The organism is Pseudomonas sp. PvP025, from assembly GCF_017832155.1.
Classification (GTDB): domain Bacteria; phylum Pseudomonadota; class Gammaproteobacteria; order Pseudomonadales; family Pseudomonadaceae; genus Aquipseudomonas.
Window position 1 is genome coordinate 2,462,510 of the sequence record NZ_JAFIBJ010000001.1, and the last position, 14,117, is coordinate 2,476,626.

Sequence of the window (14,117 nt, forward strand, 5' to 3'; positions counted from 1 at the left end):
GACAGACACCACGAGAGGTAACCATGAACAACTGGATCAGCGCCCTCGCCCACCTGCAAACCAGCGGCGAACCCTGCGTGCTTGTCACCATCATCGAAGAGCTCGGCTCCACCCCGCGCAATGCCGGGTCGAAAATGGTGATCAGCGCCGACCGGTCCTTCGACACCATCGGCGGCGGGCACCTGGAATACAAGGCGATGCAGATCGCCCGCGACATGCTCGCGCGCGGCCAGCAGAACACTCATCTGGAGCGCTTCAGCCTCGGCGCCAGCCTGGGCCAGTGCTGCGGCGGCGTGACCGTGCTGCTGTTCGAGCCCATGGGCCAGGTGCAGGCACACATCGCGGTGTTCGGCGCCGGCCATGTCGGCCGCGCACTGGTGCCGTTGCTGGCGAGCCTGCCGTGCCGGGTGCGCTGGATCGATTCGCGCGAGCAGGAATTTCCGCAACAGATTCCCGAGGGCGTGCGTAAAATCGTCAGCGAAGAGCCGGTCGACGAAATTGCCGACCTGCCAGCGGGCAGCTATTGCATCGTCATGACCCACAATCACGCGCTGGACCTGGCACTGAGCGCCGCCCTGCTCAAGCGCAATGACTTCACCTACTTCGGTCTGATCGGCTCCAGGACCAAGCGCGTCAAGTTCGAACACCGCCTGCGCGAGCGCGGCTTCGATGCCGCGCAGCTGCAACGCATGCGCTGCCCCATGGGCCTCACCGAGGTGAAGGGCAAACTGCCGGTGGAGATCGCCATTTCCATCGCCGGCGAAATCATCGCCACCTACAACGCCAGTTTCGGCCAGCACGCTGCCCGCGCCGAACCCATTGCCAAACTGCTGCCGGCGTCACGTCGCAGCCAAGCTATCTGAATCGAGACCCTCATGCCTTTGACTCGCAAAGCCTACCGCGCCGCCCTCCTGCACAGCATCGGCGACCCTGCCGAAGTGGGGATCGAAGCCTCCTACGAGTATTTCGAAGACGGCCTGCTGGTGATCGAAAACGGCCGCATCAGCGCCGTCGGCCACGCCGCCGACCTGCTGCCGAGCCTGCCCGCCGACACCGAAGTCGTTCATTATCAGGACGCGCTGATCACACCAGGCCTGATCGACACCCATATTCACCTGCCGCAGACCGGCATGGTCGGCGCCTATGGCGAGCAATTGCTCGATTGGCTCAACACCTACACCTTCCCCTGCGAAAGCCAGTTCGCCGACAAGGCCCATGCCGAGCACGTCGCGGATATTTTCATCAAGGAACTGCTGCGCAACGGCACCACCACGGCGCTGGTGTTCGGCAGTGTGCACCCGCAGTCGGTGGACGCGTTCTTTGAAGCCGCGCAAAAACTCGACCTGCGCATGATCGCCGGCAAAGTGATGATGGACCGCAACGCACCGGACTACCTCACCGACACCGCCCAAACCAGCTACGCGGACAGCAAGGCGCTGATCGAACGCTGGCACGGCAAGGGCCGCCTGCACTATGCAGTCACCCCGCGCTTTGCGCCCACCAGCACGCCGGAGCAACTGACACTGGCCGGGCAGTTGCTGGGGGAATACCCCGACCTGTACCTGCAGACCCACATCAGCGAGAACACGCAGGAAGTCGAATGGGTAAAAGAGCTGTTCCCGGAGCGCAGCGGCTACCTGGACGTGTACGACCACTACAAGCTGCTGGGCGAACGCTCGGTGTTCGCCCACGGCGTGCACCTGTGTGACGACGAATGCGCGCGACTGGCAGAGACCGGCTCGGCAGTCGCCTTCTGCCCTACCTCGAACCTGTTTCTGGGCAGCGGGCTGTTCAACCTGCCGATGGCCGAGAAGCACAAGCTCAATGTCGGTCTGGGCACCGATGTGGGCGGCGGCACCAGCTTTTCACTGCTGCAGACCCTTAACGAAGCGTACAAGGTCATGCAGTTGCAGGGCGTGCGGTTGAGCCCGTTCAAGTCGTTGTACCTGGCGACCCTCGGCGGCGCCCGGGCGCTGCGTCTGGAGGACAGGATCGGGACCTTGCAACCGGGTTCGGATGCGGATTTTCTGGTGCTGGATTACAACGCTACGCCACTGCTCAGTTATCGCTTGAAGCAGTCGAACACTATTGCCGAGACGTTGTTTGTGTTGATGACGCTGGGGGATGATCGGGTGGTGTTGCAGACCTATGCGGCGGGTCGGTTGGTGCACGAACGCTGATTTTTGGCCACGGGGTTATTGTGTACATCTCCAGTGCTGGCGGTTCCACCCTTACATCGCCCCACCACTCGGCACCTCGCCCAGGCTCGGTGTGCCCCAGATCAAAAGCAAGAGCGCGGCAGCCTGAGAGCCGACCGGAATGGTTTGCCGAACGCTGTACAAAATGTGGGAGGGGGCTTGCTCCTGATGGCTGAGTGTCAGTCAACTTATGTGTAGCTGACCCACTGCTATCGGGAGCAAGCCCCCTCCCACATTTGGATCTCCATTTGTCTGATGGACATCACCCTGCTTTTGCTCTGCTTTGCTTTGGCTTTTGATCTCAGGCGCCCCGTCAACCACGCTGGCCGAACGCAGGCTTGAATCCGTGGGTAACCCGGCAGGACGCCGGGTTAGCCGCACTGGGCCAGGGATGGCCCATTGCGGCGGCCCACGGATTCAAGCCGGAGTGCGGGCACACCGAGCCTAGGCGAGGTGCCGAGTGGTGGGGCGAAGCGTTTTTGGTTACTTTTTGCGCTCTTCAAAAAGTGACCCGCCGTAAGGGCGGAACCCATATCAGCCGTTACCGCAGCAACGGATATGTACACAATAAAGCCACCATCGGGAGCAAGCCCCCTCCCACACTTTTAAAAATGTGTTCACACCTTCAAAGAAGAACGCCCAGCCTTCCTGGTCTGCAGCAAATGCGAAAACACCGCATGCAAATCATCCGAAGCCCCTTCCTCATCAAGGTTAAGCTTGCTGTCGATATGATCCATATGATGCATCATCAAATCCACCGCCAGCACCGCATCGCGAGCTTCGATCGCATCGATCAACTGGGTGTGTTCATCGTAGGAACAGTGCGAGCGGTTGCCACTTTCGTACTGAGCAATGATCAATGATGTCTGCGAAACCAGACTGCGCTGAAAGCTGATCAGCGGCGCATTCTTAGCCGCTTCGGCCAGCTTGAGGTGGAATTCGCCGGAGAGACGAATACCCGCACCGCGATCCCCCCGGGAAAAACTGTCGCGCTCGTCGTTGACCATCTGGCGCAGTTCAGCCAGTTGCTCGGCAGTGGCGTGCTGTACTGCCAATTCAGTGATCGCCCGCTCCACCAGACGCCGCGCCATGAACACCTGGCGGGCCTCTTCGACACTCGGGCTGGCAACCACCGCACCGCGATTGGGCCGCAGCAGCACCACGCCTTCATGGGCCAGACGCGACAGCGCACGGCGAATGATGGTGCGGCTCACGCCAAAGATTTCGCCCAGTGCCTCTTCACTCAATTTGGTGCCGGGTGCCAGGCGCTGCTCGAGGATCGCCTCGAAGATATGCGCGTAGACGATATCGTCCTGGGTGCCGGTGCGACCGGCCTTGCCGGCGCGCGGTTGTTTCTTGAGAGGTTGCAACTGTTCGTTCATGGGCACTCGGGTTTGGAGAACGGCGGCGAATTAACGGTAATACGGCAACAGCGTGGCGCTGGCAAGTATCGCCTGAAAACGGGGCACATTGTACACAACCCAATACGCCAACACACTGTACGGCTGTTTGCGGCCCCGGCTGTATTGCAATGACCGGTTACCTTTGAGTTTAGGCTTGAATCCGCGCCCTCACCGGCAAATACCCAGGCAAAAGGAACACCCCGTCATGACCGACGCCACCCACGCGCCGCTGCGCCCGCTGGCCGACACTTCGCCGTCGGCCGTCGTCGCCGGTTTTATCGCCATGATGACCGGCTACACCAGCTCCCTGGTGCTGATGTTCCAGGCCGGCCAGGCTGCCGGTTTGACCACGGCGCAGATTTCTTCGTGGATCTGGGCGCTGTCCATCGGCATGGCGGTGTGCAGCATCGGCCTGTCGCTGCGCTACCGCACGCCGATCACCGTCGCCTGGTCGACGCCCGGCGCTGCGCTGTTGATCACCAGCCTGGGCGGCGTGAGCTACGGCGAAGCCATCGGTGCCTACATCACCTGCGCGGTGCTGGTGACGCTGTGCGGGCTGACCGGCAGTTTTGAAAGACTGCTCAAGCGCATCCCCGCCTCACTGGCCGCAGCCTTGCTGGCCGGGATCCTGTTCAAGATCGGCAGCGAAATCTTTGTCGCCGCGCAACATCGCACCGCACTGGTGCTGGGGATGTTTTTTACCTATCTGATCATCAAGCGCCTGTCGCCGCGTTATGCGGTGCTCGCCGCGCTGGTGATCGGCACCGCATTGTCCGGGCTGCTGGGGCTGCTGGATTTCAGCGCCTTTCACCTGGAAATGGCGGTGCCGGTGTGGACCACGCCGCACTTCTCGCTCGCGGCGACCATCAGCATCGGCATCCCGCTGTTCGTGGTGGCGATGACCTCGCAGAACATGCCCGGCATCGCCGTGCTGCGCGCCGACGGTTACAGCGTGCCGGCCTCGCCATTGATCAGCGTCACCGGGCTGGCCTCGCTGCTGCTGGCGCCGTTCGGCTCCCACGGCATCAACCTGGCGGCAATCAGCGCGGCCATCTGCACCGGGCCGCATGCCCATGAAGACCGAAACAAGCGCTACACCGCCGCCGTGTGGTGCGGCGTGTTCTACGGCATTGCCGGGGTGTTCGGCGCGACCCTGGCGGCACTGTTCGCCGCCTTGCCAAAAGAGCTGGTGCTGTCGATTGCGGCGCTGGCGTTGTTCGGTTCGATCATCAATGGCCTGAGCGTCGCCATGCACGAGCCGAAGGAACGCGAAGCGGCGCTGATCACCTTTATGGTCACCGCATCAGGGCTGACGCTGTTTTCCATCGGCTCGGCGTTCTGGGGCATTGTCGCGGGGCTGTTGACCCTGCTGATCCTGAACGGGCGCAGCCGCACTCAATGACGCAGCAGCTTGCGCAGCGGCACGCCGTCTTTCAGCACCGGTGATTTGATCACGATATAGCTGAAGTACTTGGAGATACCGATGTTCTTGTCCAGCAGGCCTTCGACCACTTCCTGGTAATGCTGGATGCTGCGGGTCATGAAACGCACGAGGTAGTCGTAGCCGCCGCTGATGAGGTGGCATTCGAGCACCTCATCCACCAGGCGGATGTTCGATTCGAACTTGGCGAAGTCTTCGCGCTTGTGGTCGCTGAGGGTGATTTCGGTGAACACCGTGACCGAATCGGTGATCTTGGCCAGGTTCAGATGCGCCTTGTAGCTGGAGATATAACCGGCCGACTCCAGCCGCTTGACCCGTTGCAGGCAGGGGCTGGCGGACAGGCCCACGGCATCGGCCAGGCTGACGTTGGTCATCCGACCATCTTTTTGCAGTTCAACCAGAATGCTGATGTCGATCCGGTCCAGCTTGACGAGCCCTTCCATTGCATACCTCTTGACTGCCGTTTGTAAGCAATCTTCTAGCAAAATCAGCGCCGTAAAGACAGCTGATGCTGAGCGACCAGGTCAGCCATGCTGTTAATGCAGTAATCGGCTGCACACGGCGTGGGCTGCGGCGAGCGGTGACGGCCGATCAGGCAGCGGTCCAGCGCCAGAACGGCGCCGGCTGATGCGCGGGTCACGTGCAACACAGGCTCTACCTGCGCCCCTTGGCGGTCAAGCCATTGCTCGGCCTCGACCAGGGAAATGAAATGCTCCGCCTCGATGCCCAGGCGCTCGCACAACAGCCCACGGTCCTCGGCATCGCGGTCGCCGCGCACCAGCAGACGATAGAACTTGCGCAGGTACAGCATCGCCCCCGGCGCATCCTCGAACAGCGACCAGTTGCCCGCCGAACGCGCAAAGCTCATGCCCTCCTCCCAACTGGCGTGCAGCCCCCAGCGCTCGGCGAGCTGGCGATGGGCAAAACACAGCACGCCGCTGAAGCCCAGCTCGGCAAAACGCGGGTAGAGGCCCTCGATCACCGTGTTGAACTCGGCCAGCACCTGCTCCCTGGCCGGCGCTGGCCCGCCACGGCTGTCGAGCAGCGGCTGCAACGCGGCGAACACGCCCGAGTCACGGTCCACCAGCACCCCATCACAATCGATCAGCAACGCTCGATAATCTGTCAGTCCCATGAGGGGTCACGCCTCCAATGATGCAATGTGGTCGCCCGTGCGCCATAACGGGTCACGGGCGCTGCCGCCAACCGGGTTCGCCGCCGGTAGCGGCTCAGTTCAAGACCCGTGCCAGGGCTGCGTCGAGAATCTGCACGGCTTCGTCGACCTGCGCCTCGGTGGTCACCAGCGGCGCAAGGAAGCGCAGCACGTTGCGGTACACGCCGCACTTGATCACCAGCAAACCACCGGCGCGGGCTTCGTCGATCACCCGCTGATTGAGGTCGGCATCCGGGCTACGCGCCGCGTCGTCCTTGACCAGTTCGATTGCCAACATGAAGCCGGTGCCACGCACGTCACCGATGCGCGGGTAGCGCGCCTGCAGACCGAGTAAACCGTTGCGCAGGCGTTCGCCGAGCACGTGACTGCGCGCCAGCAGTTGTTCCTCTTCGAACGCACTGATCACCGCCAGCGCCGCCGCGCAGGCCAACGCATTACCGCCGTAGGTGCCGCCCAGACCGCCAGGCAGCGGCGCGTCCATGATGTGCGCCTTGCCCACCACGCCGGACAGCGGCAAGCCGCCGGCCAGGCTCTTGGCCACGGTGACCAGGTCGGGCTGGATGCCCGAGTGCTGGAAACCGAACCAGCTGCCGGTGCGACCGAAACCAGTCTGGATCTCGTCGAGGATCAGCACGATGCCGTGTTTGTCGGCCAGTGCGCGCAAGGCCTGAAGAAACTCCGGCGGCGCGGCGAGAAAGCCGCCGTCACCCTGCACCGGCTCGATGAGAATCGCCGCGACGCGGTCCGGGGCAACCTGGGTGGCTAGCAGTTCATCCAGCGCCTTGAGCGCCAGCTCGCTGGTCATGCCGCGATATGCGTTGGGATAGGGGGTGTGGAACACCTCCGGCGCGAACGGTCCGAAGTTCTGTTTGTACGGCTGGCTCATGCCGGTGAGCGTCGTGCCAAGCAACGTCCGGCCATGGAAGCCGCCGCGAAAGGCAATGACTGCCGAACGATTGGTGTGGGCACGGGCGATCTTCACCGCATTTTCCACCGCCTCGGCGCCGGATGTGAAGAACGCCGCCTTGTACGCCGCCTCCCCGCCAACCATCTCGCACAGGCGCTGGGCCAGGTCGAGGTAAGGCTGGTAGGCCACCACCTGGAAGCAGGCGTGGGAGACTTTCTGCAACTGCGCCTGCACCGCCGCGACCACTTTGGGGTGGTTATGACCGATGTTCAGCACGCCGATGCCGCCGACGAAATCGAGATAGCGCTTGCCTTCCACGTCCCAGAGTTCGGCGCCCTGGGCGCGATCGATCACCAGCGGGTGCGCGGTGATCAGGCCACGGGGTACGAATTGATCGCGCTGACGGAGCAAATGTGGGGTTTTATCGACTCTGCTGTTCATGGCATTTCCCAAGGTGAGCCCGGCAACCGGAAGGTGGTTGCGATGACATTCAGATTACGGCCTGGCAAAAACGAACTGCACCGAACTTGCCCTGTGAGAAATTCGGATCGACTGTTTTTCCACTGCGTTTCAACAGATCCTGCGCCGGCATTGCGCGATGATGATGGCTACTTTCAGCCCTGCGGAGATGCCCATGGCCCTGCTCTACAAATCCGACCCCGTGCGCGGCGAACGCTGGAAGGCGCTGTTTGCCGAACACGCGCCGGACATCGAATGGCGCGCCTGGCCGGACATTGGCGACCCCAGCGAAATCGACTACCTCGCCGCCTGGCTGGCGCCGGACGATCTTGAACAATTGCTGCCCAACCTGAAGGTGCTGTTTGCCGTATCGGCCGGGGTCGATCAACTGGACCTTGCCCGCTTGCCCGCCGACTTGCCGGTGGTGCGCCTGCTCGATCCCGGCATCACCCAGGGCATGTGCGAATATGCCACCTGGGCCGTGCTCACCCTGCATCGCGACATGCTGCGCTACCGCCAGCAACAGACGGCGCGCTGCTGGCAGGCGCACCGGTTGCAACCGGCGGCCAACCGCCGCGTCGGCGTGATGGGCCTGGGCGCGCAGGCGCAGCAGATCCTTGCGACCCTCGCACCGCTGGGGTTTGCCTTGTCGGGCTGGGCCCGCAGCGCACATCAACTGCCGGGGGTTACGTGTTATGCGGGTGAAGCGCAACTGCCGGCGTTTCTCGGCCAGTGCGACATTCTGCTGTGCGTGTTGCCGTTGACCGAGCAGACCCAGGGCATTCTCAACAGCCGCTTGTTTGATCAACTGCCACAGGGTGCGGGGCTGATCAACATGGGACGCGGCGGGCACCTGGTGGAGGAGGATCTGCTGGGGGCGCTTTCCAGCGGGCAACTCAGCGGCGCGGTGCTGGACGTGCTGCAGCAGGAGCCGGCGCCAGAAGAGCATCCGTTTTGGGGGCATCCGCAGATTGTGCTGACGCCGCATATTGCGGCGATGACTCAGCCGGAGAGTGCGTTTGGCGTGTTGTTGGGGAATATTCGAAGGTTTCAGCGCGGGGAGCGGATGGTTGGGGAGGTGGATCGGGGGAAGGGGTATTGATGGGGTACATATCCGTTATTACTGGTTACATATCCGTTATTTGGGTAACGGCTACGTAGGGTTCCGCCCTTACGGCGGGTCACTTTTGGAAAAGAGCCCCAAAAGTAACCAAAAGGGCTCTTGCCCCAACACTCGGCACCTCGCCTGGGCTCGGTGTGCCCTCACTCCGGCTTTGGAGCGTGGGCCGCCGCGATGGGCCATCCTTGGCCCAGCGCGGCTAACCCGGCGTCCTGCCGGGTTACCCACGCTCCAAAGCCTGCGTTCGGCCAGCGTGTTTGACGGGGCGCCTCAGATCAAGATCAAGAGCGCGGCGGCCTTAGAGCCGACCGAGGTTTTCCTACCTGGCGCTGTTCAAACTGTGGGAGGGGGCTTGCTCCCGATGGCTGAGTGTCAGTCAGCTTATGGGTAGCTGACCCACTGCTATCGGGAGCAAGCCCCCTCCCACAGTTGATCTCCATTTGTCTGTTGGATATCACACTGCTTTTGATCTGCTTTGCTCTGGCTCTGGCTCTGGCTCTGGCTCTGGCTTTTGATCTTGATCTCAGGCGCCCCGTCAACCACGCTGGCCGCACGCAGGCTTGAATCCGTGGGTAACCCGGCAGGACACCGGGTTAGCCGCGCTGGGCCAAGGATGGCCCATCGCGGCGGCCCACGGATTCAAGCCGGAGTGCGGGCACACCGAGCCCTAGCGAGGTGCCGAGTGGTGGGGCAAGAGCCCTTTGGTTACTTTGGGGCTCTTTTCCAAAGTGACCCGCCGTAAGGGCGGAACCCTACGTAGCCGTTACCCAAATAACGGATATGTACCCACCGCTAAAAAGCTGTCACCCCAACCCCCCAATATGAAATGCCTTAACCTCAAGATACTCATCCAACCCGTACTTGCTCCCCTCACGCCCCAGCCCCGACTGCTTGATACCGCCAAACGGCGCCACCTCCATCGAGATGATCCCGGTATTGAGCCCGACCATGCCAAACTCCAGCGCCTCACCAAAGCGCCACGAGCGTGCCAGGTTCTGCGTGAAGTAATAGGCACCCAACCCGTACGGCGTAGCATTGGCCAACGCAAGCGCCTCAGCTTCGTCGGTAAAGCGCATCAGTGGCGCCACCGGCCCAAAGGTTTCCTCGTTGGCCAGCAGCATCCCGGCGTGGGCTTCGCCCAGCACCGTAGGCTGCACAAACGGGCTATCGCCAGCCGGGATGGCGCCACACAACAAGGTCGCGCCCTGGCTCAGGGCATCCTCGATATGCCGCGTCACCTTGGCCACCGCCGCAGGGTTGATCAGCGGGCCGATGGTCACGCCCTCCTGCAGCCCATTGCCGACCTTGAGCTTGCCCACCTCCTCCACCAGCCGCGCGGCGAAGCGTTCGTAGATGCCGGCCTGCACCAGGATGCGGTTGGCGCAGACGCAGGTTTGCCCGGCATTGCGAAACTTGCTGAGCATGACCCCGGCCACCGCCTGCTCCAGGTCGGCGTCGTCAAACACCACGAACGGCGCATTGCCGCCCAGTTCCAGGCTCAGGCGCTTGATGTGCTCGGCGCTCTGGCGCATCAGCAGGCGGCCGACGGCGGTGGAGCCAGTGAAGGAAATCTTGCGCACCACCGGGTTGCCGGTCAGCTCGGCGCCGATGCCAGCGGGCAGCCCGGTGATCACATTGAAGACGCCGGCCGGAATGCCGACGCGCTCGGCCAGCACCGCCAGGGCCAGGGCCGACAGCGGTGTGAGGTCGGACGGTTTGACGATGATCGGGCAACCGGCGGCCAATGCCGGCGCGCACTTGCGGGTGATCATCGCGTTGGGGAAATTCCACGGGGTGATGGCGGCGCACACACCCACCGGCTGTTTCAACGTCAGCAGACGCCGGTCGCCACTGGGCGCCGGCATGGTTTCGCCATACACCCGACGCGCTTCTTCGGCGAACCATTTGACGAAACCTGCGCCGTAGCGAATCTCGCCTCGGGCTTCATTGAGCGGCTTGCCCTGCTCGCAGGTCATGATCAGCGCCAGGTCCTCGAGGTTGTCGAGCATGGCCTGGTACCAGCGCTCCAGCAGCGCTGCGCGTTCGGCGGCCGGGCGTGCACGCCAGGTGGGCCAGGCACGCTCGGCGGCGTCGATGGCGCGGCGGGTGTCGACCGTGTCCATGGCCGGCACCCGTGCGAGCACCTCGCCGCTGGCAGGGTCAAGGATGTCCAGGGTGGCGCCGCTGGCGGCGGCGATCCACTGGCCGTCAACGTAGGCGAGTTCAGCCAGAAGGCTGGGGTCTTGCAGGCGAGTAGTGAGCATGGTCGAGTCCTGATCCGAGACACGCTCCAGTCTAGGGAGGTGCCGCGAACGAGGATGCCGAAAGCGTGGCGTGGGCAGCGTGGCGTGCTGAAATTACCCGCGCAACGGCAGGCTCTGCTAAGCCCTCAACGAGCCAAGCAGGCCGTGCAGGAATGCCTCGCCGGCCTCCATCTGGCTGATCTCGATAAACTCGTCGGGCTTGTGCGCCTGTTCGATGGAGCCCGGCCCGCACACCACCACCGGCACGTCCAGGCGCTGCTTGAACAGCCCGCCTTCGGTGCCGAACGAGACCTTGGCGGTGCCGGTGTCGGGCGCGGCGAACTGCTTGAGAAAACGCACCGCTTCAACGCTGGGGTGCGTGTCGAGGCCGGGGTAGACGTTGACGGTTTCGATCTCGATGGCGGCCACGCTGGAGAGTTTTTTCGCCTCGTGCACGATCACTTCGGCGCGCTCGCGCAGTTGCTCCAGAAACAGGTCCAGGTTGTCGGCCGGCAGGTTGCGCACCTCGAAATCCAGGGTGCACAGGTTGGGCACGATGTTCAGCGCCTTGCCACCGACAATCTGCCCGACATGCACGGTGCTGTAGGGCACATCGTAATCGCTGTCCTGGGCGCCATGGTGCTGCAACTGCTGCTGGCTCTCGCGCAGTGCGGCGATAAAGTCGCAGGCGACATGGATGGCGTTGACCGAACGCGGCGCCAGCGACGAGTGCGCCTCCAGGCCTCGACAGTAGGTGCGGTAGGAACCCTTGCCCTTGTGCCCCAGCACGAATTGCATGTTGGTCGGCTCGCCGATCACACACAGAAACGGACGCATCGGTGCCAGGTGCAGCACATCGAGCAGGCGCCGTACGCCGACGCAGCCGATCTCTTCGTCATGGGACAAGGCCAGTTGCAACGGGCGGTTCAAGGTGTGCTGCGCCGCATCGAGCATGGCGTCGATGGCCAGCGCGATAAAGCCCTTCATGTCGCAACTGCCACGCCCGTAGATGCGCCCGTCCTGCACGGTGGCGGCAAACGGCGGGAAGGTCCAGGCCTGCCCTGCCGCCGGCACCACATCGGTGTGCCCGGAGAGCAGCACGCCAGGGCGCACTTCGGGCCCGGTGCTGGCAAACAGGTTGGCCTTCTTGCCGCTCTGGTCCTTGACGATAAGCGACTCGATGCCCTGGGTCAGCAGCAGCTCACGCACGTATTCGATCAAGGCCATGTTCGACTCGGACGACACGGTGTCGAACGCCATCAGTTTTTTCAGGATCTCCAGTACGCGCGGTTTCATAAGGACTGGCTCCGTTGCAGGGCAAAATATCGGCTCATGCGCAGGCTCCGCTGGTTTCCACCACGAGGCCACGCTGGGTCTTGATCAATTGGGCGCCGTCATGGTGGCAGAGCATTTCACTGCCATTGTCCAGGGAGTGGCGGATAGGGGCGACGCGGTTGCAGACGCCGTCGATACGCACCGGGCAGCGGTTGAGGAAGGTGCACAGCTCCGGCACGGCAGCCTTCGCGCCCACTGGCGGCAGGGTGCCGCTGGTGGCGCCGCAGGTTTCCAGCCAGCCCTGGCGCAACTCCGGCACCGAATGAATCAGCAGGTCGGTGTAGGGATGGAACGGCGGCGCGGCAAACGACTCGCGGCTGCCGGCCTGCACCTTGTGGCCGCTGTACATCACCACAATGTCGTCGCACAGCGCGCGCACGGTGGAGATGTCGTGGCTGATAAACAGGTAGGACACGCCCAGTTGCTGACGCAAATCGCGCAGCAGCTCAAGGATCGCCGCGCCGACCACGGTGTCCAGCGCCGAGGTCACTTCATCGCAGAGGATCAGGTCGGGTTTGGCGGCCAGCGCCCGGGCCAGGTTGACCCGCTGTTTCTGCCCGCCGGACAACTCGCTGGGGCGCCGCTCGGCCAGGGCGTGCGGCAGGCGCACCAGGTCGAGCAGTTCATGGGTGCGCTCGCGCAACGCCGCGCCCTTGAGGCCGAAATACATCTTCAGCGGCCGGCCAATGATGGCGCCCACGCTGTGCATCGGGTTAAGCGCGGTGTCGGCGTTCTGGAACACCATCTGAATGCGTCGAAACTGTTCCGGCGTGCGCTCGGACAGGCAACCGCCGAGGGGCTGGCCGTCGAATGTGAGGCCGCCCAGGGCCGGTGTCAGCAGGCCCGCGACCACCCGCGCCAGGGTGGATTTGCCCGAGCCGGATTCGCCGATCACGCCAATCGCCTGGCCACGGCGCACGGTGAGGTCGATGCCTTCGAGCACACGGATCAGCGGCATGCCCTGGGCGTTCTTGTTGCCGTAACCGGCGGTCAGGCCGCTGATGGTCAGCAGCGGTGTGTCTTCGGCGATGCCGCTGGGCGGGCGAATCGTCGCGTCGGGCCGCGCGGCCGCGAGCAGGCTGCGCGTGTAGTCATGGGCCGGCGCCGCCAGCAAGGGTGCGGTGTCGCTTTGTTCAAGAATCTGCCCGTCATTGAGCACCACGATGCGGTCGGCCATCTGCGCCACCACCGCCAGGTCGTGGGACACGTACACCGCCGTGGCACCGCGCTCGCGCACCACGCGCTTGAACGCGCGCAGCACGTCGATCTGGGTGGTCACGTCCAGCGCCGTGGTGGGCTCGTCGAGCACCACCAGCAACGGGTCGCTGATCAGCGCCATGGCCGCCATCACCCGCTGCAACTGCCCGCCCGAGACCTGGTGCGGGTAGCGTTGGCCGATGGTTTCCGGGTTTGGCAATGACAGGTCGCGGAACAGCTCGATCGCCTTGGCCTCCAGCTCAACGCGGCTGCCCAGGCCATGGATCAAGGCGCCCTCCACCACCTGGTCGATAAGTTTTTTCGCCGGGTTGAACGCGGCGGCGGCACTCTGGGCGATATAGGACACGCGGTTGCCGCGCAGTTTCTGCAACTGGCTTTCGCTCGCCGCCAGCATGTCGTGCTCACCCACACGCACCACGCCGCCGGACAACCGGCAACCACTGCGCGCATAGCCCAACAGCGCGAGAGCGATGGTGGTCTTGCCGGAACCGGACTCGCCGATCAGCGCCAGCACCTGGCCCTGTTCCAGGGCAAAGCTCACGCCCTTGACGATTTCCACCTCGCCGCGTTCGCCACAGGCGACCACGCGCAAGTCTTCGACACGAATCAATTCAGTCAT

At 63.5% G+C, this 14,117-nt stretch carries 11 protein-coding genes; 4 read left to right on the forward strand and 7 right to left on the reverse strand.

Annotated features, from left to right (window positions below; all coding sequences use genetic code 11):
* Positions 1–23 precede the first annotated feature (23 nt).
* The gene (xdhC, locus tag JOE32_RS10190; protein WP_209983692.1) at positions 24–863 is read left to right on the forward strand and encodes a xanthine dehydrogenase accessory protein XdhC; all 840 of its coding nucleotides are present in this window, start codon (positions 24–26) and stop codon (positions 861–863) included.
* A gap of 12 nt (positions 864–875) precedes the next feature.
* Positions 876–2,180, forward strand: a complete 1,305-nt coding sequence (guaD, locus tag JOE32_RS10195) for a guanine deaminase (RefSeq protein WP_209983694.1) — start codon at positions 876–878, stop codon at positions 2,178–2,180.
* 635 nt (positions 2,181–2,815) lie between these two features.
* Here the strand turns inward: guaD and JOE32_RS10200 are convergent.
* Positions 2,816–3,580 carry a GntR family transcriptional regulator gene (locus JOE32_RS10200; protein WP_209983695.1) on the reverse strand — a complete coding sequence of 255 codons (765 nt, stop codon included), beginning with the start codon at positions 3,578–3,580 and terminating at the stop codon, positions 2,816–2,818.
* Positions 3,581–3,806: 226 nt separating this feature from the next.
* Between JOE32_RS10200 and JOE32_RS10205 the strand changes: the two genes are divergently transcribed.
* A complete protein-coding gene (locus JOE32_RS10205) occupies positions 3,807–5,003 on the forward strand; it encodes a benzoate/H(+) symporter BenE family transporter (RefSeq protein ID WP_209983697.1) in 1,197 nt (398 codons plus the stop codon).
* Here the strand turns inward: JOE32_RS10205 and JOE32_RS10210 are convergent.
* From JOE32_RS10210 to gabT, 3 genes are all read right to left on the reverse strand, one after another.
* Positions 4,997–5,485 (reverse strand): Lrp/AsnC family transcriptional regulator, encoded by a 489-nt coding sequence (locus tag JOE32_RS10210; RefSeq protein WP_003230384.1) that lies wholly within the window; start codon positions 5,483–5,485, stop codon positions 4,997–4,999. The genes JOE32_RS10205 and JOE32_RS10210 overlap by 7 nt on opposite strands.
* A 44-nt stretch (positions 5,486–5,529) precedes the next feature.
* On the reverse strand, positions 5,530–6,177 hold the full coding sequence (locus JOE32_RS10215; protein ID WP_209983698.1) for a 2-haloalkanoic acid dehalogenase: 648 nt from the start codon (positions 6,175–6,177) through the stop codon (positions 5,530–5,532).
* Between the two features lie 94 nt (positions 6,178–6,271).
* Positions 6,272–7,564, reverse strand: a complete 1,293-nt coding sequence (gabT, locus tag JOE32_RS10220) for a 4-aminobutyrate--2-oxoglutarate transaminase (protein WP_209983701.1) — start codon at positions 7,562–7,564, stop codon at positions 6,272–6,274.
* 193 nt (positions 7,565–7,757) lie between these two features.
* Between gabT and JOE32_RS10225 the strand changes: the two genes are divergently transcribed.
* Positions 7,758–8,684 carry a glyoxylate/hydroxypyruvate reductase A gene (locus JOE32_RS10225; protein ID WP_209983703.1) on the forward strand — a complete coding sequence of 309 codons (927 nt, stop codon included), beginning with the start codon at positions 7,758–7,760 and terminating at the stop codon, positions 8,682–8,684.
* 821 nt (positions 8,685–9,505) lie between these two features.
* Here JOE32_RS10225 and JOE32_RS10230 read toward each other — a convergent pair.
* From JOE32_RS10230 to JOE32_RS10240, 3 genes are all read right to left on the reverse strand, one after another.
* Entirely contained in the window at positions 9,506–10,966 is a 1,461-nt protein-coding gene (locus JOE32_RS10230; protein ID WP_209983704.1) for an NAD-dependent succinate-semialdehyde dehydrogenase, read from the reverse strand.
* Between the two features lie 117 nt (positions 10,967–11,083).
* Positions 11,084–12,241 (reverse strand): acetylornithine deacetylase, encoded by a 1,158-nt coding sequence (gene argE / locus JOE32_RS10235; protein WP_209983706.1) that lies wholly within the window; start codon positions 12,239–12,241, stop codon positions 11,084–11,086.
* A 34-nt stretch (positions 12,242–12,275) separates the two neighbouring features.
* Positions 12,276–14,117 carry an ABC transporter ATP-binding protein gene (locus JOE32_RS10240; protein WP_209983708.1) on the reverse strand — a complete coding sequence of 614 codons (1,842 nt, stop codon included), beginning with the start codon at positions 14,115–14,117 and terminating at the stop codon, positions 12,276–12,278.